This window comes from Streptomyces sp. NPDC005302, assembly GCF_040607345.1.
Lineage (GTDB): Bacteria > Actinomycetota > Actinomycetes > Streptomycetales > Streptomycetaceae > Streptomyces.
In genome coordinates, this window is record NZ_JBEXGN010000007.1 from 1 (window position 1) to 26,099 (window position 26,099).

Genomic DNA, 26,099 nt, shown 5'->3' on the forward strand with positions numbered 1-26,099 from the left:
CTTTGTACTTACCCTCTCGGGCTTTCCTCCGGGCGCTTCCCTTCGGTCTTGCGTTTCCGACTCTATCAGACCGTTTCCGTATCCGATTTCCTCGGCGCTTTCCAGGTTTTCGCTTTCGCGTTTCCCTTTCCGGCGAGTCCGACTCTATCAGCGATTTCCTGTCTCTCTGACCACCGTCCCGCAAGCATGCGGAACGGGACCCCGAGATAGGATCTGACAAGTTGGGTGCTGCCAGGCAACGACGCTTGGTGACGCCGCTCAGCCTCAAGCAGGGGTACGACAGTACACGGGGGCCGGGAGCGGGCGCAAATCGTTTCGCCTGTGCCCTACGGCCGCCAACCGGGACCTCTCGTGCGGAACCGGCACTTCATATGACATACCCTGCTGAAACAGTGCGCCGTCCGGGACAGGCAGTGACGGCCCATATACATCTCCACCCCTGGGAGGCTTCCCATGACCACCGTGACGTCCCCTCTTGCAGGACGCGCCATCGGACTCGCAGCAGTACCGGACCCCGTGTTCTCCGGGGCGATGGTCGGCCCCGGCACGGCGATCGACCCCGTGCGTGAGCCCTCGGAGGCTGTCGCCCCCGTGGACGGGGTCATCGTCTCTCTCCACCCGCACGCCTTCGTCGTCGTCGACGGCGAGGGCCACGGAGTCCTTACCCACCTGGGCATCGACACCGTGCAGCTCAATGGCGAGGGCTTCGAGCTGCTCGTCAACAAAGGGGACACCGTGACGCGCGGCCAGTCCGTCGTCCGCTGGAACCCGGCCGCCGTAGAGGCTGCCGGAAAGTCCCCGGTGTGCCCGGTCGTGGCTCTCGAGGCCACGGCGGATTCCCTCTCCGACGTCCGCGAGGACGGCGATGTGAAGTCCGGCGACGAGCTCTTCGGCTGGCAGTGACATCAGCGCTGTCCTGGACGGCACGTTCGACAACCATCGCGGCGGCGGGACCCGCCGCACTATTGGAGACGGGTGAGATGGAGACAACGCTGCGAGGCGTCGGCGTGAGCCACGGTGTGGCGATCGGCGAGGTTCGGCACATGGGAACGGCGGTTCTCGAACCGCCGGCCAAGCAGATCCCTGCGGAGGACGCGGAGCGCGAACAGGGGCGTGCCCGCAAGGCCGTGGAGGCTGTGGCAGCCGACCTGATTGCCCGCGGCAATCTGGCGGGGGGCGAAGCCCAGGCAGTACTCGAGGCCCAGGCCATGATGGCCCAGGACCCCGAGCTGATGGCCGATGTGGAACGGCGCATCGCCGTCGGCAGCACGGCCGAGCGAGCGGTCTACGACGCGTTCGCCGCCTACCGGGCGCTGCTCGCGGGAGCCGGCGAGTACCTCGCCGGACGCGTGGCGGACCTCGATGACGTACGGAACCGCATCGTCGCGCGCCTGCTCGGCGTGCCGATGCCGGGTGTCCCGGACAGCGACGAGCCCTATGTCCTCATCGCGCGTGACCTCGCGCCCGCCGACACGGCGCTGCTGGACCCGACTCTCGTCCTCGGATTCGTCACCGAGGAGGGCGGGCCGACCAGTCACAGCGCGATCCTCGCTCGGGCGCTGGGTGTGCCGGCCGTCGTCGCTCTTCCCGGGGCCGGTGAGCTCGCCGAAGGCACCGTGGTGGCCGTCGACGGCAGCACCGGCGAGATCTTCGTGGAGCCGACCGCCGAGAAGAAGGCGCAACTGGAGTCCTCGGCGGCCGAGCGCAAGGCGGCGCTGTCCGCTTCGACCGGTCCGGGTGCCACCTCGGACGGGCACAAGGTGCCGCTGCTGGCCAACATCGGCGGCCCCGCGGACCTGCCGGCGGCGCTGGAGGCCGGCGCCGAGGGCGTGGGTCTGTTCCGCACCGAGTTCCTCTTCCTCGACGACAGCACGAACGCGCCGTCCGAGGAGAAGCAGGTCGAGGCGTACCGGCAGGTCCTCGAGGCCTTCCCGGAGGGCCGGGTCGTGGTGCGCGTGCTCGACGCCGGTGCGGACAAGCCGCTGGAGTTCCTGACCCCGGCCGACGAGCCGAACCCCGCCCTTGGTGTGCGGGGTCTTCGTTCGCTGCTGGACCACCCCGATGTGCTGCGTACGCAGCTCACCGCCCTCGCGAAGGCTGCGGAGGGGCTTCCGGTCTATCTCGAGGTGATGGCCCCCATGGTCGCGGACCGTACGGACGCCAAGGCGTTCGCGGAAGCGTGCCGGGCGGCCGGACTCCGGGCGAAGTTCGGCGCGATGGTGGAGATTCCGTCCGCCGCGCTGCGGGCTCGCTCGGTCCTGCAGGAGGTTGAGTTCCTGTCGCTCGGCACCAATGACCTCGCGCAGTACACGTTCGCCGCCGACCGGCAGGTGGGCGCCGTGTCCCGTCTGCAGGATCCCTGGCAGCCGGCACTGCTCGACCTGGTCGCGCTGTCCGCGGACGCGGCGAAGGCCGAGGGCAAGAGCTGTGGTGTCTGCGGTGAGGCGGCGTCGGATCCGCTGCTCGCCTGTGTGCTGACCGGTCTGGGGGTCACCTCCTTGTCGATGGGGGCCGCGTCGATCCCCTACGTGCGGTCGACGCTGGCGAAGTACACGCTGGCCCAGTGCGAGCGCGCGGCCGCGGCCGCGCGTGCCGCGGACACGGCGGAAGAGGCGCGCAGCGCCGCGCAGGCGGTGCTGTCCGGCGAGTAGCCGCGGCGCCGCGGCCGACCGGACGGTATTCGGTCGGCGGAAGAAGCGGGATGAGGGGCGCTCCATCGGCGGATGGGGCGCCCCTTCCCCGTTCAGTGCGTGTGGTGCGTCCCCTTTCCGGTGTCGCCGAGGTCGGGGGGTGTGCCGTAGTCGACGCCCGATTCCGGGGAGACCAGGTCGCCGGACTCGATGTCGGTGCAGTAGGCGTCGAAGACTTCGGAGGCGGTGAGGGGTTCGAGGTTCTCGCCGCGCAGGCGCCATCCGTAGACGAGGTCGGTGGTGTCGGGGGTGGTGGTGCGCATGACGAGTCCGCCTGCGCTCCGGGTGGCGATACCGAGGGCGAGCACGGTGGTGAATTCGAGGGCTTCGGATTCGTCGAGGCGAATCGCGTCGTCGGTGCGCTGGTCCACGCGGAGGACCGCGACGAGTGTGTCGGGTGTGGTCGAGACGCTGCAGACCAGATGGAGGCCGCCGGGGCCGGCGGTGTCGACGACGCGGGTGAGCAGGTGGGCGGCGCGGATGAAGGAGGCGCGGCCGATGTCCTCGCCGCAGGTCGCGCAGGTGCCGATGCGGGTGAGGAGTGTGGTCGCGTACTCCCAGGTGGCCTGGCGGACGGCTTCGTCGACGAGTTCCGGGACGAGTTCGGCCAGGGGCCGTCCGTCGTACGGGACGGTGGGGCCGGTCGCGGCCAGGTGCGCGGTGAAGCGGGTACGGCTGGCCGGGGTGTCGGGTTCCAGCCCGCTCTCCGCGCAGTACTCGGCGTACTCCAATGGGTCGAAGAGCGCCACCGTGGTGTGGCTGCCCTGTGCCGCGAGGCTCCGCAGCAGGGATTCCACCTGTTGGAGATAGGAGGTGTGGTCGTCGAAGGCGAAGCTGCGATAGCTCCGCATCGTGCGGAAGTCCTCTTCGTCGGTCAGCAGGCCGATGGTGCCCGCGATCTCGCGGCGCAGGACTCGTCGCAGGGTCTGGTGCCGGATGTCTGCCATTTCTCCCCCAGTGCACAGTCGATCAATGCTCACTCAAAGTAATCGGCGGCACTGACAACGCGGGCTGGGAGAGTTGCTCGCGCACGATCCCGGTTCTGGAAACTGCAGTTCAGAGGGCCTTCGTCCGCAAGAGCGTCCACTCGGGCCGAACCCTGGCGAAGGGTGCGGTGACGGCCCGTGGTCCGAGGTGGAGGCCGACGCGGCGTGGTCGGCCCCGGGCTTCGGCGCAGTGCTCGACGAAGTCCGGGGCCGCCTGCGGGGGCTGATCAGCCGCGTGCGCGGGCCAGTTCCTCGTAGAAGCGCAGGAGTTCGACGTTGTCCACGGAGCCGAGGTTGACCGCCTTTTCCATGGAGGCGCCCTGGAGCAGACGTTTGACCGGTACCTCGATGCGCTTGCCGGTCAGGGTGTGGGGTACGCCGGGTACCTCGATGACCTCGTCGGGGACGTGGCGCGGAGAGAGCTGTTCGCGGATGGTCCGCTTGATGCGGTCCAGGAGTGCCTCGTCGAGGACGGCTCCCGGGGCGAGGTGGACGAACAGGGGCATCCAGTAGCCGCCGTCGGGCTGTTCGACGCCGATGACGAGAGATTCCCTGATCTCGGGGAGCCGCTCGACGGCTTCGTAGATGTCGGCCGAACCCATGCGGACGCCCTGTCGGTTCAGCGTGGAGTCGGAGCGGCCGTGGATGACGACCGAGCCCCGTGATGTGACGGTGATCCAGTCGCCGTGTCGCCACACTCCGGGATACGTGTCGAAGTAGCTGTCGTGGTAGCGGCTGCCGTCGGGATCGTTCCAGAAGCGGATCGGCATCGAGGGCATCGGGTTGGTGACGACGAGTTCGCCGACCTCGTCGATGAGGGGCTTCCCGCTGGGGTCCCAGGACTGCAGGTCGGTGCCGAGGCCCGGGGCCTGGAGTTCGCCGATGTACACGGGGAGCGTGGGGACGGCTCCCGCGAAGCAGGAACAGACGTCGGTGCCGCCGCTGACGGAGGCGATCCAGAGATAGTCGCGAACCTCGTCGTGCAGCCAGCGGAACCCGTCGGGCGGCAGGGGCGAGCCGGTGGTGGCGACGCACCGCACGCGTGTGAGGTCGAAGTCGCGGGAAGGGTGGACGCCGGCCTTGCGGCACGCCATGACGTAGGCGGCGGACGTGCCGTAGAGGGTCGCTCCGGTGCGTTCCGCGATACGCCACTGGGCGCCCGTGTCGGGGTACCCGGGGCTGCCGTCGTACAGGACGATCGTGGTCCCCGTGAGCAGGCCCGAGACGAGGAAGTTCCACATCATCCAGCCGGTGGACGTGTACCAGAAGAAGCGGTCGTCGGGGCCGAGGTCGCAGTGCAGGCCGAGCTGTTTGAGGTGCTCGACGAGGATGCCGCCCTGGGACTGGACGATGGCCTTGGGCAGGCCGGTCGTGCCGGAGGAGTAGAGCACCCACAGGGGGTGGTCGAAGGGGACCTCTTCGAAGACGGGCTCCACGTCGGCGGAGGTGAGGGAGGACCAGTCCAGGGCGCCCTCGGGAGCGTCGGTGCCCAGCAGGGGGACGTGGACGACGGCGCGCAGCGTGGGCAACTCCCGGCGCAGCTCGGCGACCACGTCGCGGCGGTCGTGTTCCTTGCCGCCGTAGCGGTAGCCGTCGACGGTGAACAGGACGACGGGCTCGATCTGCTGGAACCGGTCGAGGACGCTGCGGGCCCCGAAGTCGGGCGCGCAGGACGTCCAGACGCCACCCACCGCGGCCGTGGCGAGGAGGGCGACGACCGCCTGGGGGATGTTCGGCAGGTAGCCGCTGACGCGGTCTCCCGGTCGTACGCCCAGGGCCCGTAGTTCAGCGGCCAGCGAGCCGACCTGTCGGCGCAGGTCGGACCATGTCACGGGGACGGCCTCGTGCGTCTCGTCCACATACAGGAGGGCTGGTTCGTCCGCACGGGTCTCGGCGGCGCGCAGTGCGTGCTCCGCGTAGTTGACGGTCGCTCCGGGGAACCATTGCGCACCGGGCATGGACCGGTCGCCGAGCACGCGCGTGCAGGGCGTCGGGAACCGTACGTCGAACCATTCCGTGACGGCTTTCCAGAAGGTGTCCAGCTCGTCCACCGACCAGCGGTGGAGGGCCGCGTAGCCGCCGCCTGACGGGGCGCCGTGCTCCTCGGCCGCCCAGGCCTGGAACTTCGTGACCTGTGCCTGGGCCACGACCTCGTCGGTGGGCTGCCAGAGTGGTGAGGGGTTCGCGGTGGTCATGGGGCGGCTCCCGGACTGTGCGCTTCGTGGGCGTCGGTCGCGCACGGCAGGGGTGTGCGCGTCACGCGGCTGACACGGACGATGCCATGTGATCGACTTCTGCACCAGGGCGCGCCACAGATGGTCGGCGACGTGAAGATGTGGCGTCGCCACGGGTGAACGGCAGTTGAACGACTCACTCGCATGGCGCCGGTAGTGGCAGGGTGAGCAGCATGGACGGTCGTGACCTGGTGCGTTCGGTGAAAGCGGTCGGCTCGGGGGGCGCCACCCAGGGGTTGCGCACGGTGCGGGCCGCGTGGCGCAGGAGGCGTGCCGACGCCACCGGTCTGCCGCAGCGGGGCGCGGAGCGGGCCCGGGTGCCCGGGCCGGTACTCGGTGTGGAGCCGGGGCCCGGCGGCGGAGTGGTCCGTTTCACCCGGTCCGAGCTGCGGATCACCGTCGCGGTGAGCGGTGCCGTGTTCTGGGGCTGGGACGGGGCCGCCCCCGAGCCGTCGTACGCGCTCGCGGGCCCCTGTCCCGAGCCTGACCCGCGGGCTGTCCTGGAGCCCGACAAGGACGGGGGGTGGCGGGTCGTCGCCGAGCGCGTCACGGTCGTCGTCTCGCGGCACGGTGCGGTCGAGGTGCGTACTCCTGGCGGGGTGATCCTGCGGCGCGACCTGCCACCTCGCTGGTGGGAACCTGTCGACGGTGGCGCGGCCCGTTGGATGCAACGCTCCGAAGTGGCGGCCGACGCCCGGTTCTTCGGCCTGGGCGGGCGGGCCGGCGGACCGCGGCTGCGCGACGGCAGGTACCGGCTGTGGAACACGGACCCCGGGCGGGCCTTCGGGCCGGGTGACGATCCGCTGTACATCACCATGCCCGTGCAGATGGTCGTCGCGGACGCGGCCACGCACCTGGTGTTCCATGACACCACCTGGGACGGAACGGTGTCCCTGCGCGAGGGCGAGGAGGGCGCCGGCTCCGGGCACGACCGGGCCGGTACGTGCGAGCTGCGGATGGACGGCGGTCCGTTGCGCTGCTGGGTGATGGTGGGCTCCCCCGCGCGTGTGCTGACCGCCTGGGCTTCACTGACCGGGGCCGCCGCGCTGCCGCCGGCGTGGGCGCTGGGGCACCATCACGCGCGGTGGGGTTTCGGCAGCGAGCAGGAGGTACGCCGGATCGTCACGGGATACCAGGAGCGCGGTCTGCCGCTGGACGCCGTCCACCTGGACATCGACCACTACGACGCGCACCGGGTGTTCACCGTCGACCGCGAGCGGTTCCCGAAGCTTCCCGTGCTGGCCGAGGAACTGCGCCGGGACGGGATCCGGCTGGTGTCGATCATCGACGCGGCGGTGAAGGCCGAGGCGGGCGACGCCGTGTTCGACAGTGGTGTCGTGGAGGACGCCTTCGTCCGCGATGCGGCGGGGCACCTCGTGCAAGGGGTCGTGTGGCCCGGCGAGTCCGTCTATCCGGACTTCACGCGCGCGGGCACGCGTGCGTGGTGGGGCGGGCTCTACGAGGAGAGGCTGGAACAGGGGTTCGCCGGCTTCTGGCACGACATGAACGAGCCGACCTCGTTCACGGCCTTCGGGGAGTCGACGCTGCCGCGTTCGGCGCGGCACTCCCTCGAAGGGAGGGGCGGTGACCACCGTGAGGCGCACAACGTGTACGCGCTGGGCATGGCCCGGGCGGGCTACGAGGGGGTTCGTGAACTCGTCCCCCAGGAGAGGCCGTTCCTGTTCTCGCGCTCAGGCTGGGCCGGCATGCAGCGCTACGGAGGGACCTGGTCCGGGGACGTGGCCACCGGCTGGCCGGGGCTGCGGGCGTCGCTGTCCCTGGTGATGGGGCTCGGCTTGTGCGGGGTGCCCTACTCGGGGCCCGACGTGGGCGGATTCGACGGCAGCCCGTCGGCGGAGCTCTACCTGCGGTGGTTCCAGCTCGGCGCCTACCTCCCGCTGTTCCGCACGCACGCGAGTCTGCGCGCGGGGCGCAGGGAGCCCTGGGAGTTCGGTGACGAGGTGCTGGAGCACGCGCGCGTGGCGCTCGTCGAGCGGCATCGCCTGCTCCCGTACTTCGTGACGCTGGCGCACCTGGCACGCCGCACGGGAGCGCCGTACGTCCGACCGCTCTGGTGGGACGCGCCGGAGGACCGGGCTCTGCGCGACTGCGAGGACGCCTTCCTGCTCGGCGACTGCCTCCTGGTGGCCCCGGTCCTGGACCCTGGGGCGGACCGGCGGGCGGTGCAGCTGCCGCGTGGGCGCTGGTACGACACGGTGACCGGGGAGGCGTACGAGGGGCCTGGGCAGGTATTGATCGACGCTCCCCTGTCACGGATTCCGGTGCTGGCGCGAGCCGGCTCCGTCGTGCCCGTGCGGGGTGCCGACGGTGGCCTGGAGCTGGAGGCGTGGGCTCCCGCACGCGGGCGTGGCGGCAGCGGGCTCCTCGTGCCGGACGGGGGAGACGGGTGGGAGGAGCCGGAGATCGAGCGCTTCGTGACCCGCTGGGACGGAGGCGAGGTGGTGGTGCGCGCGGCCGACGGCACGGGGGGTGGCGGCGAGCCCTCGTATCCGGTGCGGATACGAGGGCTCGGGGCGGGCTGACCGTCAGATGTACCGTCCCTCGAACCAGGCCCGGGCCGCCAAGGTGTGCAGGGGGAAGGCCAGTTCGGTCGGTCGGCGCAGCAGGTGCCAGCCCTCGGTCTCGTCCGTGGCGGCGGACGGCGGCAGTTCGGCGGCGGGGCGTTCGGGGAGGAGCCCGAAGAGCAGTAGATGGCCTGCCGGTGAGCTCATGGCGTCGGCGAGCCGGACGTCTCTGGCCGCGGCGTCGATGCCCGTCTCCTCCTTGAGTTCGCGCACGACGGCGTGCCGCCAGTCCTCTCGGTGGTCGATGAACCCTCCGGGCAGGGCGATGCCGCCGCGCGCGGGAGTGATGGTCCGGGTGATGACGACCAGTGCGGCGCCCTTGTCGTCGTAGGCGGGTTGCAGCGCAACGGCGACGGGCAGCGGATTGCGGTAGGCCACCGTGCCGCAGGAGGGGCAGGTGCGGGGCCAGTCGGAGACGCCGTCTCCGTAGGGGGCACCACAGCTCGAACAGTGCGAGCCGGGCGCGAAATCGGCGGGCGGGTGCGGGGTCTCGGACACGACGCGGACTGTAGCGGATCACCGAACACACGTCTGCGGAGTGGTCCGGGTAGGGGCGGCCGGATCCACCCCCGTGGGCCCCGGCCGCCCCCACAGGTACTCCGACGCCCGAGGCGCCCCCATGGTTCACCCGGCGCCCTGCCCAATTCCCGCCGCCCGTGCCACACTTCTGACGTTCCGTCAGATTCGATGTCGGGGAGGAACTTTGACGCGCACACGCACACCCGTGGTCGCCGGGTGGTTCACCGGCGAGGGGAGCGACTTCCGCCTCCTGGGCACACGCTGCTCGGCGTGCACCTCGGTGTTCTTCCCCCGCGAGGACGCTTTCTGCCGCAACCCGGGCTGCCCGGGCGGCGAGCTCGCCGAGGTGCCCCTGTCTCCCCGTGGCCGCGTCTGGTCGTACACCGACAGCCGATACCGGCCCCCGTCACCCTATGTGACCGACCCGGAACTCCCGTGGACCCCCTACGCGTTGATCGCTGTGGAGCTGGAATCCGAGCGCCTCGTGGTCCTCGGTCAGGCGGCTCCCTGGATCAGCGTCGCCGACCTGACGGTGGGCATGGAGGTGGAGGTCGTTCCCGGCGTTCTGAACGAGGACGCGGAGACGACCTGGACGACGTGGCACTGGCGGCCGACGGGGGCGACGCTGTGAGGAACTCGGGGCGATCGGGGGTGGCGGCGTGACGGACGAGGTGGCGGTGCTGGGCGTCGGAATGCACCCGTGGGGCAAATGGGGCCGCGGGTTCGTCGAGTACGGGGTCGCGGCGGCGCGGGCGGCGTTGGCGGACGCGGCGATCGACTGGCGTGACGTCGGCTCGATCGTGGGTGCCGACACCGTCCGCGGCGGCTATCCGGGGTATGTGGCGGGCGCGACGTTCGCGAAGGCTCTGGGATGGCAGGGAGCCCGTGTGGCGAGCGTGTACGCGGCGTGCGCGTCCGGCGCCCAGGCTCTCGGCACGGCACGGGCCCAGATCCTCGCGGGTCTGGCGGACGTGGTGCTGGTGGTGGGTGCGGACGCTGCGCCCAAGGGGTTCTTCCGCCCCGCGGGCGGGGACCGGCCCGATGATCCGGACTGGCTGCGGTTCCGTGCCCTCGGAGCGACCAACCCGACGTACTTCGGGCTGTACGCGAGGCGCCGGATGTTCCTGCACGGCGACACGCTGGACGACTTCGCCCAGGTCAAGGTGAAGAACGCGGCTGTGGGGGCTCTGAACCCCAACGCGCGCTACCGCAAACGCGTCACCGCCGAGGAGGTAGCCGGGTCCGCCGTGGTGGCCGATCCGCTGCGGCTCCTCGACATCTGCGCGACCTCGGACGGCGGTGCGGCCGTGGTGCTGTCCAGCATGGAGTTCGCACGCCTGCACGGCGCGTCGACGCCGGTGCGTATCCGCGCGGTGTCCACCGTCACGCCCCGCTATCCCAACACCGTCCTGGATCTGCCGGACATCGCCACGGACTCCGCCGCCGCCGTGGAGCCCCCGGCCGACACCTTCCGCGCGTCGATCGCGCGCGCGGCCTACGAGGAAGCGGGCATCGGCCCCGAGGATCTCTCCCTCGCCGAGGTCTACGACCTGTCGACCGCCCTGGAGTTGCAGTGGTACGAGGACCTCGGGCTCTGCGCCGAGGGCGAGGGAGCCAAGCTGCTGAGGGAAGGCGCCACGGCACTCGGCGGACGCATACCCGTGAACGTGAGCGGCGGCCTCGCCTCCTTCGGTGAGGCCGTTCCGGCTCAGGCCATCGCTCAGGTGTGTGAACTGACATGGCAGTTGCGCGGCAGCGCGGGTGACCGGCAGGTCGCCGGGGCGCGGGTCGGGATCACCGCGAACCAGGGGCTGTTCGGCCACGGCTCGTCGGTGGTGGCGATCCGATAGGCCCGGCACTCGTGTACGGGACTCGCCGGCAAGAGCCCGGACCGCGGCGCCCTGACGCCTGCCGACGGGTGTTCGGGGCGCCTCGCGTACGCACTGTGACGAGCCCGGAATCCTGCGTGAACACCTCATGAATCGCCCACCGGCGAGCGCCGGCGGCGCCATCATGCTGCTGTGCCCTCCTGGACGGACACTGTCCGCTTCGCCTTCCAGCCGGTCGTCAACCTGACGACCGGAGGGGTAGCGGCGCTGGAGATCCTCGCCCGCCCGGAGTCCGGCGACATCCTGGCGCAGGCCCGTCGCGATCCCGAACTCGACGGACGGCTGGCCGCGTTGGCGATCCGGGCCGCGGCGCGCAGAGAGACTCTGCTCCCCCTGCACGTCAACGTGTTCGCCGGGACCCTGGCGGATCTCGGACGGCTCTCGGCGCTGCTGCACGAGGTGCGCACGGCCGGACGACTCCCCTGGGAGGTCACGGTCGACGTCGGCCCGCCGTACACGCACGTGCCGCAGCGCGCTCTGTTGGACGCGGTGGCCGCGGTGCGCGCCGAGGGCTTCCGTATCTGCGCGGACGGTGTCGGCGACGGTGACGTACCGCTGCGGCTGCTGACGGACCTGGCGCCGGAACTGATGAAGCTCGACGTGTCCCTGCTGTCGCGGCCCGCCGCGGTGCGCGCGATGCGGACCCTCTGCGAGCAACTGGGCGCCCTCCTGTCCGTCGAGGGCGTGGAGACGGAACTCCAGTGCGCCGCCGCGGTGTCGGCGGGCGCGCAGCTCGCGCAGGGCGAGCTGTTCGCACCGCCCTCCCGGCTACCGTCGGCGGACGTATACGTTCCGGAGCTTTCCCAGGGTGCCGGCGCGGCACCACGGACCGGGCCGTCCGTACAGCAGTTCGTCCGGCCGGCCGCGCTGCTCCCCGCCACCGCATCCGCGAGTCAGGTACGGGCGCTGCTCACCGGGTCGCCCGAGGTGTCCGGGGTACTGCTGGTGGACCCGTCCGGGATTCCGCTCCGGTCGGTGCACCGGTCACGGTTCCTTCTGTCGATGTCCGGGCGCTACGGGCACGCGCTGTACGCCGACCGGCCGGCCGCTCGGCTCGGTGATCCCCCGCGTACGGTCGGCGTGGACGCCACGGCCTGGGAGGTGCTCGACGTCGTCGCGGACGGAGACCGGGACCGTACGTCCGACGATGTCGCGGTCGTCGACCGGTACGGGCGGTGCGTGGGTGTCGTACGCCTCGCGGACCTCGTACGCGCGCTGTCCGAGAGCCGGGTCGAGGAGGCGGCGGGGCTCAACCCGCTGACCAGGCTGCCCGGTTCGGACGCGATCACCGGTGAGGTGGACCGTCGGATAGCGGCCGGCCGGATGTTCGCGCTGAGCTGGCTGGACATCGATCACTTCAAGCAGGTCAACGACGGTGCCGGCTTCGCGGCGGGCGACGAGCTGATCCGGGCGGTGGGGCGGGCGCTGCAGGTCGTGGCGTCCGAGGCCACACGCGTCGGACACATCGGTGGCGACGACTTCCTGGTCCTCACCGATCCGGACAGGCTCGACCCACTGGCGAACTCGGTGCTCGACACACCCTGGTCGGCCGGCGGCCGTGTCGTCACCCTGTCGCTGGCGACAGTGCTGTGCGTCCCCGGCAGCGTGAGCGACCACCGGCAGGCCGCCGCCTGTCTGGCGCCCCTCAAGGAGGCCGCGAAGGCGCTGAGCGGGGCGAGCTGGGTCGTGGGGCGGGCCGGGCGCCCGGGCCATCAGGTCCGCCGTGGCACGGGAGCGACGCCGAGGGAACCGTACGGGCAGACCCTGACCGGCTGACCGGCTGACCGGCTGACCGGCTGACCGGCTGACCGGCTGACCGGCTGACCGGCTGACCGATGGTCCACGCGCGCGTGGCCGTGTCATATCGTTGGTCGATCCACGGGCGCGCGAACTCGGCTGTGTTCGGCGCGCAGGTCGGTGGACGGAGCGTGGACAAGGCGCCGTTCGACGGCAGGGGGGCAGCACCGTCTTGGCGATTGCTTCGCCGCCGGTCCGACGCCACGTCCCCTTTGCGCCCGGGGAACCGGTGCCGTCCACGACCTTGACGCCCCCTGGGCACCGGTGAACACTTCCGGGTGTGAGTCGGCATCGCCGCATTCGAGCGTCTTCGGGAACCGCCTCGCTCGAGTCTCCGACCTGTACCCAGGGCCGTCCCCCACGGGCGATTCCGCCACGACGGCACGCTCGTCACGGACGCCGGGCGGGGCTCGGGACCTCCCTGCCTTCGGCTGAAGTAGCCATGGGAAACGCACCCTGATCGGTGGCCCGGAGCGGTTCGCCCCGGGCGAGGGCCTAGGAGCCGCCATGACCAACGGGGACATCTTTGTCGGCGAGTTGATCGGCACCGCCATTCTGATTCTGTTCGGCGCGGGTGTGTGCGCCGCTGTCACCCTCAACAAGTCCAAGGCCCAGGGGGCGGGCTGGATCGTCATCGCCTTCGGATGGGGCTTCGGCGTCCTCGCCGGGGCGTACACCGCAGCACCGCTGTCCGGCGGCCAGATCAACCCTGCGGTCACGATCGGATTCGCGATCGAGGGTTCCACGAAGTGGGAGGACGTGCCCTTCTACATCCTCGGGCAGTTCGCCGGAGCGATCATCGGGGCGATCCTGTGCTGGCTTCTCTACCTCGGACAGTTCAACCTGAACGCCGAGGAGGACACGGCCATCGAGACGCTGGGGATCTTCTCGACGCGCCCCGAGATCAACAACCCGGTGCAGAACCTGATCACCGAGATCATCGGCACCGCCGCGCTGATGCTGCCCATCCTCGCGCTGGCCGGCGGAGGCAAGCACGTCGCGGGCATCGGTGACGCGGGTCTGCCCGTCCTGCTCATCTCGTTCCTCGTCGTGGGTATCGGCCTCTCGCTCGGCGGGCCCACCGGATACGCCATCAACCCGGCCCGCGACCTGGGGCCGCGCCTCACGCACGCTCTGCTGCCGATACCCAACAAGGGCACATCGGAGTGGAGTTACTCCTGGATTCCGGTCGTGGGCCCGATAGCGGGTGCCGCCATCGGTGCCGTGATCTACAACGCGGCCTTCTGACCCGCACGCAGCTCCTGACGAAGCACACGTAAGGGGACGCCATGACGGACAACGCCGAGAAATACGTCGCCGCGATCGACCAGGGCACCACGTCGAGCCGCTGCATCATCTTCGACCGGGGCGGCGCGATCGTCGCCGTCGACCAGCGCGAACACCGCCAGATCTTCCCGAAGCCGGGCTGGGTGGAGCACGACGCCACCGAGATCTGGTCCAAGGTCCAGGCGGTGGTGGCGGGCGCGATCGCCAAGGCGGGTCTGCGCGCCGACCAGTTGAGCGCTCTCGGGATCACCAACCAGCGCGAGACGACCGTCCTGTGGGACCGCGCCACCGGAAAGCCCGTCCACAACGCGATCGTCTGGCAGGACACGCGTACGTCGGCGCTCTGCACGGAACTGGGCGGCACGGACGGCCAGGACCGCTTCCGCGAGCAGACCGGGCTGCCGCTGGCCAGCTACTTCTCCGGCCCCAAGGCGGCCTGGCTGCTGGACAACGTCCCGGGCCTGCGCACGCGGGCCGAGCGCGGAGAGATCGCCTTCGGCACGATCGACTCGTGGCTCATCTGGAACCTGACGGGTGGCACGGACGGCGGGCAGCACGTCACCGACGTGACCAACGCGGGCCGGACCATGCTGATGAACCTGGAGACCCTCCAGTGGGATCCGTCGATCCTCTCCGCGATGAACATCCCCGAAGCGGTGCTTCCGGAGATCAGGTCCTCCGCCGAGGTGTACGGGACCGCCGTGGGCCAGCTCTCCGGTGTCCCCGTGGCGTCGGCACTCGGCGACCAGCAGGCCGCGATCTTCGGTCAGGCCTGCTATGACGTCGGTACCGCCAAGAACACCTACGGCACGGGCAGCTTCCTGCTGCTCAACACCGGCAACCGGCCCGTTCCCTCGAAGAACGGGCTGCTGACGACCATGGGGTACAAGATCGGGTCCGAGGCACCGGTCTACTGCCTGGAAGGGTCGATCGCGATCACGGGCGCACTGGTCCAGTGGTTCCGCGATCAGCTCGGCATCATCCGCAACGCTGACGAGATCGAGACTTTGGCGGCGAGTGTCGAGGACAACGGCGGCGCGTACATCGTGCCGGCCTTCTCGGGCCTGTTCGCGCCCTACTGGCGCTCGGACGCGCGGGGTGTGGTCACCGGGCTCACGCGGTACGTCACGAAGGCCCACCTCGCGCGCGCGGTTCTGGAGGCCACCAGCTGGCAGACGCGCGAGGTCGTGGACGCCATGTACCAGGACTCCGGTGTGCAGATCACCACCCTGAAGGTGGACGGAGGCATGACGAAGAACAATCTGCTGATGCAGCATCAGGCCGATGTTCTCGGGGTGCCGGTGATCCGCCCGCGGGTCTCCGAGACGACCTGTCTGGGAGCCGCGTACGCGGCCGGCCTCGCCACCGGTGTGTGGGGCGACCTCGACGAGCTGAAGTCGCACTGGCGGAAGGACGTCGAGTGGACCCCCTCCATGGAGGCGTCGGTGCGTGACCGGGAGTACCAGAACTGGCGCAAGGCGGTGGAGAAGAGCTTCGGCTGGCACGACGACGCGATCGACTGAGCACGACGTATCCGGCTCCGGAGGTCGGGCGCGAAACAGGGCTCCACGCGTGCGTGCCGCTCGGTGAGCCACGCGCGCGTGCACGACTGCGGCCCGTACCCCTGTCGGCGGGGGTACGGGCCGCATCTGTGCGGAGTGACGTCGCCGTGCGTGTGTCAGGTGGTCAGGGCCTCGCGGCGGTCGGCGGCGCGGGCCATCGCGTGCTGGACGACGCGGATGAGGACCTCCTTGACGGTCTCCCGGTCCCTCGCGTCGCACAGGACGACGGGGACGCCGGGGTCGAGGTCGAGGGCCTGCCGGACGGCGTCAGTGGGGTAACGGGCCGCTTCGTCGAAGCAGTTGACCCCCACCACGAAGGGTATGGAGCGCCGCTCGAAGTAGTCGACGGCGGCGAAGCAGTCCTCCAGACGGCGGGTGTCCGCCAGGACGACGGCTCCCAGGGCCCCGGTGGCGAGTTCGTCCCAGAGGAACCAGAAGCGGTCCTGGCCCGGGGTTCCGAACAGATAGAGGACCAGGTCCTCGCGGAGGGTGATGCGGCCGAAGTCCATGGCCACGGTCGTGGTGTTCTTGCCCTCCACGCCCCTGATGTCGTCGACGGGCCGGCCCGCCTCGGTGAGGAGTTCCTCCGTGCGCAACGGCTTGATCTCGCTGACCGCGCCGACGAGGGTCGTCTTGCCGACGCCGAAGCCGCCGGCCACCAGGATCTTGAGCGTGACGGGCTCGACCGGGGGCTTGCCGCGCTCAGTGCGCCCGAAGATCATCGTTCTCTTCTCCTGCTTGGTGGTGGTCGTGCGGCGGTGGCCCGTAGCCTCCGCCGCCGGGGGTTTCGATGACGAGCACGTCGTCCGGGCCGACGTGCGCCGATCCGCTTCCGCCGAGGTCGGTGACGGTGCCGTCGGCGTGCTCCACCCGGTTGGTGCCGAGGGCGCCCGGCTCCCCGCCGGCCATGCCGTAGGGCGGAACCCTGCGGTGCTGGGAGAGCGTCGAGACGGTCATCGCCTCGCGGAAGCGGATGCGGCGAACGGCGCCGTCGCCGCCCTGCCACTGTCCGGCTCCGCCGCTGCCGCGCCTGAGGGCGAACTCGTCGAGCCGGACGGGAAGCCGCCACTCCAGGACCTCGGGGTCGGTGAGCCGTGAGTTGGTCATGTGGGTCTGCACGGCGGGGGCTCCGGGGAAGCCGTTCCCCGCGCCCGATCCGGAGGCCACGGTCTCGTAGTACTGGTGCCGCTCGTTGCCGAAGGTGACGTTGTTCATCGTGCCGGATCCCTCGGCCTGCACGCCCAGGGCCGCGTACAGGGCGCCGGTGATCGCCTGGGACGTCTCGACGTTGCCGGCGACGACGGCGGCCGGCGGCTCGGGGGCGAGCATCGAGCCGGAAGGCACCACGATGCGCAGCGGGCGCAGGCATCCTTCGTTGAGCGGGATGTCGTCGTCAACCAGGGTCCGGAAGACGTACAGGACGGCCGCGTTGACCACGGCGGAGGGCGCGTTGAAGTTGGTGTTTAGCTGTGCGGAGGTTCCGGTGAAATCGACGGTGGCGGCCCGCTCCTCGCGGTCCACGGAGACGCGGACGTGGATGACCGCTCCGGAGTCGGTCTCGTAGGCGAACTCGCCGTCCTGGAGGGTGTCGATGACGCGGCGTACCGCTTCCTCGGCGTTGTCCTGGACGTGTTTCATGTACGCCTGCACGACGTCCAGTCCGAAGTCCTCGATCATGCGGCCGACCTCGTCGACGCCCTTACGGTTGGCGGCGATCTGGGCCCGCAGGTCGGCGAGGTTCGTGCCCGGGTTGCGCGAGGGGTGCGGCGGAGCGGTGAGCCGGGCCAGGGTCTCGGCCTCCCGGAAGCGGCCGTTCTCGGCGAGGAGCCAGTTGTCGAAGAGGATCCCCTCCTCGTCGATGGTGCGGCTGTCCGCGGGCATGGAGCCGGGGGCGATGCCCCCGATCTCGGCGTGGTGGCCGCGCGAGGCGACGTAGAAGAGGATGCGGTCACCCTGCGTGTCGAACACCGGGGTGATCACGGTGACGTCGGGGAGATGGGTGCCGCCGTGGTACGGGTCGTTCACGGCGTAGGTGTCGCCGGGGCGCATGCTGTCGCCGCGCCGCCGGACGACCTCCTGCACGCTCGTCCCCATCGAGCCCAGGTGGACGGGGATGTGGGGGGCGTTGGCGACCAGGTTGCCGTCGGGGTCGAAGAGGGCGCAGGAGAAGTCCAGGCGCTCCTTGATGTTGACGGACTGGGCGGTCGACTCCAGCCGGGCGCCCATCTGCTCCGCGATGGACATGAAGAGGTTGTTGAAGACCTCGAGGAGGACGGGGTCCGCTTCCGTGCCCACGTCGGAACTCTCCGTGACCGCCGCGCGTTCCATGATCAGATGCCCGTCGTCGGTCGTCACGGCCCGCCAGCCGTCGTCGACGACGGTTGTCGCGCCGGCTTCGGTGATGATCGCGGGTCCGGTCACGCCCTCGCCGGGCGGAAGGTGCTCGCGGCGGTGCAGCGGCACGTCACGCCAGGCACCGTCCGCGTGAAGGCTGACGGTGCCCGGTCCGGCCGAGCCGGACGCGAGCGCGCCCTCGTGGAGAGCGAGGGCGGAGAGATCGGGAGCTTCGGTGAGACCGGTGGCTTCCACGGAGAGGGCTTCGACGACGACCGGACGGTCGAGGGTGAAGGAATAGGTGGCGCGATGACGTTCCTCGAAGGCGCGGGTCATGGTGTCGGGCTCGGTGAGCTCGACGGTCAGTGCCGTATCGGTGCCGTCGTAGCGGAGCTGCGCCCTGCGGGTGATCCGGATGCGGTCCTCGGGGATGTCCTCGTCGAGGAGCTCGGTGCGGGCGGCGCTCTCCAGATCGTCGGCCGTCTTGAGGACTCCGGGCATGGAGGCCGCTTCCAGGGGTGCCTCGACGGACTGTTCCCGCATGGCGGTCGTGTCGGCGAGTCCGATGCCGAGTGCGGAGAGGACGCCGGCCATCGGCGGGACGAGGACGGTGCGGATGCCGAGGGAGTCGGCCACCCGGCACGCGTGCTGGCCACCGGCGCCGCCGAAGGTGGTCAGTGTGTAGCGGGTGACGTCGTGGCCCTTCTGTACGGAGATCCGCTTGACGGCGTTGGCGATGTTGGCGACGGCGATCTGCAGGAAGCCCTCGGCCACCTGCTCCGGGGTGCGTTCGTCTCCGGTCGCCTCGCGGATCTCCCGTGCGAGCGTGGTGAAGCGGTCGCGGACGACGGCGTCGTCCAGGGGCTGGTCCCCCTCGGGGCCGAACACGCCGGGGAAATGGCCGGGTTGGATGCGGCCGAGTGCGACGTTGGCGTCGGTGACGGTCAGCGGGCCGCCGTTCCGGTAGCAGGCGGGTCCCGGGTCGGCGCCCGCCGAGTCCGGACCCACGCGGTAGCGGGAGCCGTCGAAGTGGAGCACGGAGCCCCCGCCGGCCGCCACCGTATGGATGTCGAGCATGGGGGCGCGCAGCCGGACCCCGGCGATCAGGGTGGTGAAGACCCGCTCGTACTCACCGGCGAAGTGGGAGACGTCCGTGGAGGTGCCGCCCATGTCGAATCCGATCACACGGTCGAAACCGGCGAGCTGCGACATCCGTGCCATGCCGACGATTCCGCCGGCGGGCCCGGACAGGATGGCGTCCTTGCCGCGGAACTGGCGGGCCTCGGTGAGGCCGCCGTTGGACTGCATGAACATCAGCCGCACGTCGCGCAGTTCGTCGGCGACCTGCTGGACGTAGCGACGCAGCACGGGCGAGAGGTAGGCGTCGACGACCGCCGTGTCACCGCGCGGCACCAGCTTCATCAGGGGGCTGACCTCGCTGGAGAGCGAGATCTGCGGGAAGCCGATCGTGGCCGCCAGCGCTCCCACGGCCTCTTCGTGGGCCGGGTGCAGATGGCTGTGCATGCAGACGACGGCGACGGCGCGGATCCCGTCGTCGTAGGCCTCTTGGAGTGGACCGGCGAGTGCGTCCAGGTCGGGGGTGCGCAGGACGGTGCCGTCGGCGGCGATCCGCTCGTCGACCTCGACCACGCGCTCGTGGAGGAGTTCGGGAAGCTCGATGGCCCGCGCGAAGATGCGGGGGCGATTCTGGCAGGCGATGCGCAGGGCGTCGCGGAATCCCTTGGTCGTGACGAGGAGCGTGCGCTCGCCCTTGCGTTCGAGCAGGGCGTTGGTGGCGACGGTGGTGCCCATGCGGACGGCGTCGACCGAGGCGCCCGCTCCCTCCGCGTCACCGTCGGCGCCGAGGAATTCGCGGACTCCCGCCACGGCGGCGTCGGCGTACCGGGCGGGATGGTCCGACAGGAGTTTGTGCGTGAGCAGTCGACCGTCGGGGCGCCGCGCGACGATGTCGGTGAAGGTGCCTCCACGGTCGACCCAGAACTGCCAACCTGTCACGTCTGTTCCCCGCTTCCGCCCAGCTCAGAGCGCCCGGAGGCCGCTGATCACGTCGCGCAGAATACTCTCGTCGGGCAGCTCGGCAGGGGGTACGGGACGTGTCACATGCACCATTTCGTCGGCGACGAGGTCCCCGATGAGCACCCTCACCACGCCGATCGGCAGATCGAGCTCGGCGGCCAGTTCGGCGACGGACTGGGGCGCGTCGCGGCAGAGTTCGACGATGTCCACGTGTTCCGGGGACAGCGAGTGGTCCGCCTCGGGGTCGTCGGCGTGCTGTTCCGTGACCACCACGGCGATCAGGTCGAGGCGGTGCTGGCCCGCACTGGTGGTGCGGCCGCGTGTCATGGCGTACGGACGGACCACCGGTCCGGCGTCGTCGTCGAACCAGTGGCGTGCGTCCTGGCCGTTTCCCTGACCGTCTCCGCTCATGTCATCCCACTACCCACCGGCGGACAGATCGGTGCGCGGAGCGGCGGCCAGATGTGCGCCGACCCGCTTGACGAGAAGCGTCATCTCGTACGCGACCTGGCCCACGTCCGAGTCGGCGTCGGCGAGGACGGCGAGGCAACTTCCGTCACCCGCGGCCGTGACGAAGAGGAACGCCTCGTCGAGTTCCACCACAGTCTGCCGGACGCTGCCCGCCTCGAAGTGCCGGCCGACGCCCTTGGCGAGGCTGTGGAAGCCGGACGCGACGGCGGCGAGATGTTCGCTGTCCTCCCGGGTGAGGTCCTTGGAGGCCCCGGTGGGAAGGCCGTCGCCGGACAGCACGATCGCCTTGCGGATGCTGGCGACGCGGTCGACGAGTTCGTCGAGCAGCCAGTTCAGATCACCGGTCCGGCTGCCCGTATCGGTGGGTCCTGCGGCCTTCGGTGCGGTCATCGACCGTCCCCCTTTGTCGTTCGTCGTGCTGAGCCGTCCTGGGCCTGGTCGCCCACGGCGTTCTCCTCGCGGCCGCGCTGCCAGCCGCGCTGGAGCGAGGCCATCCTGCTGCGTACTTCGTCGGCGTCCCGCTCGGCGGGGTCCGGGCCCGCGCCGTCCCGGGTCGCGTCCCGTTCGGCGAGGCGCGCCGGTCCGTCCTTCAACTGCGGTGCCAGGCTGGCCTGTCGAACCCGTCGGGGCAGCGGGGTCGTGCTCGTACCCGACTCCTGCGTGTCCCTGTCGGAGCGCGGGACGGTGTCGTCCGGGCCTGTCGGCGCGGCGGCGCCGCGGGTGCGCTGGGGCAGTGCCGGGGCGTCGCGGAAAGCGGCCGCATCGCGTCCGGCGGACTCACGCGGGTCGGGGGCCGTGCGCAGAGCGGGGGCGCCGGGGCGGTCGTCGCCTCGCCGGGTCGGCCCCGAGGAACGCTCACCGCGCCGCTGGGGCAGCGGCTTGGCGCCCTCGAACTGCGCCGGACGGCGCTCCGGACGATCCGTGCTCTCCACGGTTCCCTGGCCGGAAGGGGTGCCGCGACCTCGTACGGGCTCCAGGTTCTGCGCCGACTCGACGTCGTCGGACACGTCGTCCCGCGCCTCGTCTCGTCGCGATCGCGTCGGGGAGACGGGACGGCCGTGGGAGCTGACGAGCTTGGGCGTCCGCCGCCGTGGCAGGGGGACCGGTCCGGCGCCCGGGCGGTCGGCGTCCTCGGACCGTGCGGGCTCGTCGCTGCCTTCCCTCGCCTGCTGGTGGGGCTCCGCGGGGAGTCCGGCCAGGGACGTGCGCGAGCGGAAGAGGCCGCCGCGTTCGCTGTCGTCGTCGCCGAGCGCGCCCGGGAACCCGGTGATCGCGTCGAGTTCGACGGGCGCCTCCAACTCGACGGGACCGTCCAGGATCGAGGCGGGCAGCCCCGGCAGGCGCACCGACGTCTGGGTGAGTGCCGCGGTGCGGCTCTCCTCGGTCCCACCCTCCTTGGTCGGCAGAGTGCGGTCGAGCCGGAAGCCGATGCCATTGGTGTCCGGAACGTCGTCGGTGAGCAGGGCGTCCGCGATGAAGACGACCGCGGTGGTCCCGCCGTACGGGGACGGCTGGAGCGAGACACGGACGTTCTGCCGCTGGGCGAGTCGGCTCACCACGAAGAGTCCGAGCCGGTCGGTGTCGGAGAGCTCGAACTCGGGGGTTTCCGCGAGACGGAGGTTCGCGTCGAGCAGCGCCTCGGCGGCCATGCCGAGGCCGCGGTCGTGGATCTCCAGGGTGAAGCCGTTGGCGACGCGCTCGCCGACGACGTGGACGGCCGTGTGCGGGGGCGAGAACACCGTGGCGTTCTCCAGCAGCTCGGCGACGAGATGGGTGAGGTCCGCGACAGCGGGTCCCGTGACGGCGACGCGCGGCAGACGGCGCACCTCGATGCGCTCGTAGTCCTCCACCTCGGCGACGGCCGCACGGACGATGTCCATGAGCTGGACCGGCTTGCGCCACTGCCGGGACGGCGCGGCGCCGGACAGGATGACCAGGCCCTCGGCGTGCCGGCGCATGCGGGTGGTCAGGTGGTCGAGCCGGAACAGGTCGGCCAGTTCGTCGGTGTCCTCGGTCCTGCGCTCCATCGTGTCGAGCAGGGTGAGCTGCTTGTGGAGGAGTACCTGGCTGCGGCGCGCGAGGTTGACGAAGACCTCGGAGACGCCCTCGCGCAGTTCGGACTGTTTGACGGCCGCTTCGACGGCGGCGCGCTGAAGGGTGTTGAGGGCCTGGCCGACGTCACCGATCTCGTTGCGGTCGTACTCGAGCCGGGGCACCTCGGTCTCGACGTCGACCTTTTCGCCTGCGGAGAGACGGCGCATGACGCTGGGCAGCCGGACACCGGACGCCTCATGGGCCTCCAGGCGCAGCCGTCGCAGGTCGCGGATGAGGCTGCGGCCGATGCGTACGGACATCACCAGGGAGACGAGCAGGGCGATGAGGCCGATCACGCCGGCGATGACCGCCTTGAGGATGACGGCCATGGCCACGGGCCTGACGCGGTCCTGGTAGCGGTCGCCGGCCTGGTCGTCAAGGGTGCCCAGGTCGTCGAGCACGTGGCCGGCGGCGTTGTCCCAGCTCTTGGCGGTGACGCCGCGCGGTGAGCCCACAGGGGAGGTGACGACGGCCTGTTCCGCAACGCGCAGGGGTGCCGTGTCGGCGTTCTTCCAGTAGCGCTCGTAGCGTTCGCGCTCCGAGGAGGGAAGGAGCGGCAGGCTGATGTCGTAGAGGAGGGTGCGCTGGGCGATGAGGTCGGAGATGTCGCGCAACTCGTCGCGGGTGGTGCGGCCGGCGACCAGCGCGGAGCCGAGGAGCGCGTCCTCGCGGGAGAGCAGTTCGCGTGCACGGGCCACATTGACCAGGGCACGGCCCTCCTTGTCCACCTCCACGTCGTCCACCACGTGAAGGTTGGCCATCAGGACGTAGCAGGGGTCGATCAGCCGGTTGTACAGGTCGAGGGCCTGGGACCGGTTGACGGTGCCCTCCTCGACGCTGCGGCGCAGCGAGGCGATCCCGTCGACGGCGTCGAGGATGGACGAGAGGCGCTCGGTGGTGCCCTCGTTCATCTCCTCGCGCACGTCCTTGTCGCGGGAGTTCTTGCGGACCTCGGCCACGCTCCGGTCCGTGGCGGCGCGGCTCCGCTTGAGCGCGGCGAGGCCGTCGGAGGCCCGCGGGTCGGCGAGGTAGACGAGGGTCTGGCGGCGTTCCTGCTGGAGGACCCTGGCGGTGTCCTCGGTCGGGTATCCGATCTTCTCCACGATGTCGGACACGCTGAACAGCCGACTTGCCTCGCGCCCCGTGAGCACGGTGGCGAAGGCCCAGATCGCGGTCAAGGACACCAGAGGCACGAGGAGCAGCGCCACGATCTTCCGGCGGATGGACTTCCCGCGAAAGCGCATGGCCTCCCCCAGCTCGACCCCTCCGGTTCGGGGGGTACACCTGTGCGTCAACAAACGGCGTGAGCCTACTACTGACACACAGGTAACTCGAAGACCTGTCTGCACCCACTCCGGCCCCGACGGGGAACAAGACATGGGGAGTTGTCCGTTCATTGGGGGAGATTGCCTCCCCGAATCCGGCTCGTGGGGCCGGATCTCATCGAAGGAATAAACTTGGTCAGTTGGCCGGAATTCTTCGCACGTCGGGAATCTTCGACGCAGGTCGTTCGTCTTTCTGTACGGGAGTTGAGGGCGGAATCGGCCACAGGCGCCGCATGACGCACTCAGGCGGCGTAAAAGAGCGCAAGCCGGGCAGCCACTGGGGAGCGGGTGTTGCAAGACACTCGTGCGAGATGGCTGCTGGGCGGTGGGGAGTGACGAGTTGATGGGCACGGCGGAGCGGAGCGGGACACTCGAGGCACGGGTTGCGACGCGCGAGGCGGCGCAACCGGCCCCGCAGGCACCGGATCGCGACACACCGGCAGTCGGGCGCGATCAGCGGGACCGGCCGCGAGCGGCGACGGACGAGCGTGACCGGGCGGAAGCCCGGCAGTCGGCTCGGGACAGGCACGGCCGGTCCGACGAGAAGGGCGCCGTCACGGACGCGTACGCAAACGAAGAGGACGAGGCGCGGGCGTACTACCGGCCGCTGTGGATCGAGGAACCCGCGCGCAAGCGGCGGTTGCCCGATCCGGTGCGTACGTCGGCGGTGCGGGCGGTGGTCATCATCTCGGTGACGCTGACTCAGGCGGTCGTGGCCTTCCTGTGCACGGTGACGGGGTCGTGGCTGGCCTTCCCGATGGTCCTGAGCAGCGTGGCCAGCACGGTCGTGGCCACCTGGGCGGCCCTGGACGTCTGGGTGACCCGGCAGGTGTGGAACCAGCGGCACGGCGTGGTGTCGGAACCGAGCAGCACCGCGCGGGCGCTGCGGCGCGAGCGTCGCAAGGCCCGGCGTCACGCCCGGGCCTCGGCGCGGGTGCAGGAGCGGATACGCAGGCGGGGCGGGGCCGGCCAGCTGTCGCACTCGTAGAGGGCGGCAGGCCGGCTCTCACAGGGAGGCCGGCTCCACCGGCCCGGCGGTGCGGGCCAGTTCACGACGGACGCGCGTGAAGGGGCGGGGCCGGTCCACGGAGAGCACTGCCGTCGTGCGGTTTTCTCGCTCGTACAGGGCGAGCAAGCCGCCCGCAGCGGGTGCGCCGTCGTCGAGGTCGCCCTCGACGATCCGGACCGTGTCCGCCGGATGACGGCGTCCGGCGAACTGGATGCGCGCCCCGTACTGGTCGGACCAGAAGTAGGGCAGCGGCCGTGCCTTCTCGATCGTGCGGCCGGCGAGCAAGTTGGCCACGGCGACACGGGGTTGCTCGGTGGCGGAGGTCCAGTGCTCGGCACGGCTGCCGCCCACCTGGGCGACGTCGCCGACGGCGACCACGTTCGCGAGGGCGGTCACGCAGCCGTCGTCGCAGACCACTCCGTCCTGGAGTCGGAGCCCCGAGTCCGCCAGCCAGCCGGTGTTCGGGACAGCCCCGATCCCGACGATCACGACCTCTGCGGGCAGCACGCGCCCGTCGCCCAGTTCCACTCCGGTGACGGCGCCGGGAGCGGGTCCGCCCAGCCGGAACCGGGCGACTGCCCCTCCGGTCACGAGCCGGGTGCCTGCGCGACGATGGAGTGCAGCGCACACGGCGGCCATTTCCGGGCCGAGTTGAGGCACGAGGGGTAGCGAGGCGGCCTCGACAACGGTGACGGCGTGGCCCAGAGCCGTGCAGGAGGACGCGGTCTCGGCGCCGACGAAACCGCCGCCGATGACCACCACACGGCGCGGCCCCGCGGTGAGTTCGGCACGCAGGGCGCGGGCGTCATCGAGGGTCCGCAGCGTGTGCACACCGGGCAGGTGGTCACCTGGCAGGCGTCGGGCGGAGGCACCGGTCGCGATGATCACGCCGTCCGTGGGGACGGTTCGGCCGTCGCAGAGGACGACGGCGCGGCTCCGGGGGGCGAGGCCCCGGGCGCGGACGCCGAGAAGCCAAGTAGCGTCGAGTTCGGCGCTCTCCTCGGCGTCGGTGAGGGCGAGTTGGTCCTCGTCGGCGCGACCGGTGAGGAAGTCCTTGGAGAGGGGCGGTCTGTCATAGGGGAGGTGGGGTTCTTCGCCAACGATCACGAGTCGTCCGTCGAAGCCCTGGGCGCGCAGCTCGCGGGCGGCGTACAGGCCGGAGAGGGAAGCACCCACGACGGTCACGGTCCTCATCCCGGCCGCCTGTCCTCAGGGAGGTCACGCCCGGGCAGTTGGTGCCTGGGCAGTTGATACCCGGGGAGTTCATGCCCGGGGAGTTC

General features: G+C 70.8%; 18 protein-coding genes. 9 read left to right on the top strand and 9 right to left on the bottom strand.

Going from position 1 to position 26,099, the window contains the following annotated elements; translation table 11 throughout:
* The first annotated feature begins 453 nt into the window (after positions 1 to 453).
* Together ABZT74_RS12475 and ptsP are read left to right on the top strand one after the other, a co-directional pair.
* A complete protein-coding gene (locus tag ABZT74_RS12475) occupies positions 454 to 903 on the top strand; it encodes a PTS glucose transporter subunit IIA (protein WP_356434478.1) in 450 nt (149 codons plus the stop codon).
* Between the two features lie 77 nt (positions 904 to 980).
* On the top strand, positions 981 to 2,651 hold the full coding sequence (gene ptsP / locus ABZT74_RS12480) for a phosphoenolpyruvate--protein phosphotransferase (protein WP_356434481.1): 1,671 nt from the start codon (positions 981 to 983) through the stop codon (positions 2,649 to 2,651).
* 92 nt (positions 2,652 to 2,743) lie between these two features.
* On the opposite strand, the gene ABZT74_RS12485 is transcribed toward ptsP, so the two are convergent.
* Complete coding sequence (locus ABZT74_RS12485; RefSeq protein WP_356173296.1) at positions 2,744 to 3,637, bottom strand: hypothetical protein; 894 nt, start codon at positions 3,635 to 3,637, stop codon at positions 2,744 to 2,746.
* A 266-nt stretch (positions 3,638 to 3,903) separates the two neighbouring features.
* A complete protein-coding gene (locus ABZT74_RS12490) occupies positions 3,904 to 5,871 on the bottom strand; it encodes an acetoacetate--CoA ligase (protein WP_356434484.1) in 1,968 nt (655 codons plus the stop codon).
* Between the two features lie 212 nt (positions 5,872 to 6,083).
* Between ABZT74_RS12490 and ABZT74_RS12495 the strand changes: the two genes are divergently transcribed.
* A complete protein-coding gene (locus ABZT74_RS12495; RefSeq protein ID WP_356434487.1) occupies positions 6,084 to 8,453 on the top strand; it encodes a TIM-barrel domain-containing protein in 2,370 nt (789 codons plus the stop codon).
* A 3-nt stretch (positions 8,454 to 8,456) separates the two neighbouring features.
* On the opposite strand, the gene ABZT74_RS12500 is transcribed toward ABZT74_RS12495, so the two are convergent.
* Positions 8,457 to 8,993 carry an NUDIX domain-containing protein gene (locus ABZT74_RS12500; RefSeq protein WP_355866428.1) on the bottom strand — a complete coding sequence of 179 codons (537 nt, stop codon included), beginning with the start codon at positions 8,991 to 8,993 and terminating at the stop codon, positions 8,457 to 8,459.
* Between the two features lie 226 nt (positions 8,994 to 9,219).
* Between ABZT74_RS12500 and ABZT74_RS12505 the strand changes: the two genes are divergently transcribed.
* The 5 genes from ABZT74_RS12505 (at position 9,220) to glpK (ending at position 15,510) form a co-directional block, all read left to right on the top strand.
* Positions 9,220 to 9,645: a zinc ribbon domain-containing protein gene (locus tag ABZT74_RS12505; RefSeq protein ID WP_356173314.1), complete on the top strand. Its 426-nt coding sequence runs from the start codon at positions 9,220 to 9,222 to the stop codon at positions 9,643 to 9,645.
* Between the two features lie 28 nt (positions 9,646 to 9,673).
* The gene (locus ABZT74_RS12510) at positions 9,674 to 10,864 is read left to right on the top strand and encodes a lipid-transfer protein (RefSeq protein ID WP_356173288.1); all 1,191 of its coding nucleotides are present in this window, start codon (positions 9,674 to 9,676) and stop codon (positions 10,862 to 10,864) included.
* Between the two features lie 171 nt (positions 10,865 to 11,035).
* On the top strand, positions 11,036 to 12,679 hold the full coding sequence (locus ABZT74_RS12515; RefSeq protein ID WP_356173285.1) for a GGDEF domain-containing protein: 1,644 nt from the start codon (positions 11,036 to 11,038) through the stop codon (positions 12,677 to 12,679).
* A gap of 528 nt (positions 12,680 to 13,207) precedes the next feature.
* Positions 13,208 to 13,948: an MIP/aquaporin family protein gene (locus tag ABZT74_RS12520; protein ID WP_356173282.1), complete on the top strand. Its 741-nt coding sequence runs from the start codon at positions 13,208 to 13,210 to the stop codon at positions 13,946 to 13,948.
* A gap of 41 nt (positions 13,949 to 13,989) precedes the next feature.
* Positions 13,990 to 15,510 (top strand): glycerol kinase GlpK, encoded by a 1,521-nt coding sequence (glpK, locus tag ABZT74_RS12525; RefSeq protein WP_355866416.1) that lies wholly within the window; start codon positions 13,990 to 13,992, stop codon positions 15,508 to 15,510.
* A 155-nt stretch (positions 15,511 to 15,665) separates the two neighbouring features.
* On the opposite strand, the gene ABZT74_RS12530 is transcribed toward glpK, so the two are convergent.
* The 5 genes from ABZT74_RS12530 to ABZT74_RS12550 are packed head-to-tail and all read right to left on the bottom strand — an operon-like array spanning position 15,666 to position 23,729.
* Positions 15,666 to 16,271 carry an ATP/GTP-binding protein gene (locus tag ABZT74_RS12530; RefSeq protein ID WP_356173280.1) on the bottom strand — a complete coding sequence of 202 codons (606 nt, stop codon included), beginning with the start codon at positions 16,269 to 16,271 and terminating at the stop codon, positions 15,666 to 15,668.
* Positions 16,252 to 19,899: a hydantoinase B/oxoprolinase family protein gene (locus ABZT74_RS12535; protein WP_356434490.1), complete on the bottom strand. Its 3,648-nt coding sequence runs from the start codon at positions 19,897 to 19,899 to the stop codon at positions 16,252 to 16,254. Before ABZT74_RS12535 ends, ABZT74_RS12530 begins: the two co-directional genes overlap by 20 nt.
* Before the next feature lie 24 nt (positions 19,900 to 19,923).
* Positions 19,924 to 20,331, bottom strand: a complete 408-nt coding sequence (locus tag ABZT74_RS12540; RefSeq protein ID WP_355866407.1) for a DUF742 domain-containing protein — start codon at positions 20,329 to 20,331, stop codon at positions 19,924 to 19,926.
* 9 nt (positions 20,332 to 20,340) lie between these two features.
* Entirely contained in the window at positions 20,341 to 20,781 is a 441-nt protein-coding gene (locus ABZT74_RS12545) for a roadblock/LC7 domain-containing protein (RefSeq protein WP_355866405.1), read from the bottom strand.
* On the bottom strand, positions 20,778 to 23,729 hold the full coding sequence (locus tag ABZT74_RS12550) for a nitrate- and nitrite sensing domain-containing protein (RefSeq protein WP_356434493.1): 2,952 nt from the start codon (positions 23,727 to 23,729) through the stop codon (positions 20,778 to 20,780). The genes ABZT74_RS12545 and ABZT74_RS12550 overlap by 4 nt, the downstream gene beginning before the upstream one ends.
* 424 nt (positions 23,730 to 24,153) lie before the next feature.
* On the opposite strand from ABZT74_RS12550, the gene ABZT74_RS12555 reads away from it, so the two are divergent.
* A complete protein-coding gene (locus ABZT74_RS12555; RefSeq protein ID WP_356434496.1) occupies positions 24,154 to 24,798 on the top strand; it encodes a hypothetical protein in 645 nt (214 codons plus the stop codon).
* An 18-nt stretch (positions 24,799 to 24,816) separates the two neighbouring features.
* On the opposite strand, the gene ABZT74_RS12560 is transcribed toward ABZT74_RS12555, so the two are convergent.
* Entirely contained in the window at positions 24,817 to 26,013 is a 1,197-nt protein-coding gene (locus ABZT74_RS12560) for an FAD-dependent oxidoreductase (RefSeq protein WP_356434499.1), read from the bottom strand.
* Positions 26,014 to 26,099: the final 86 nt, after the last annotated feature.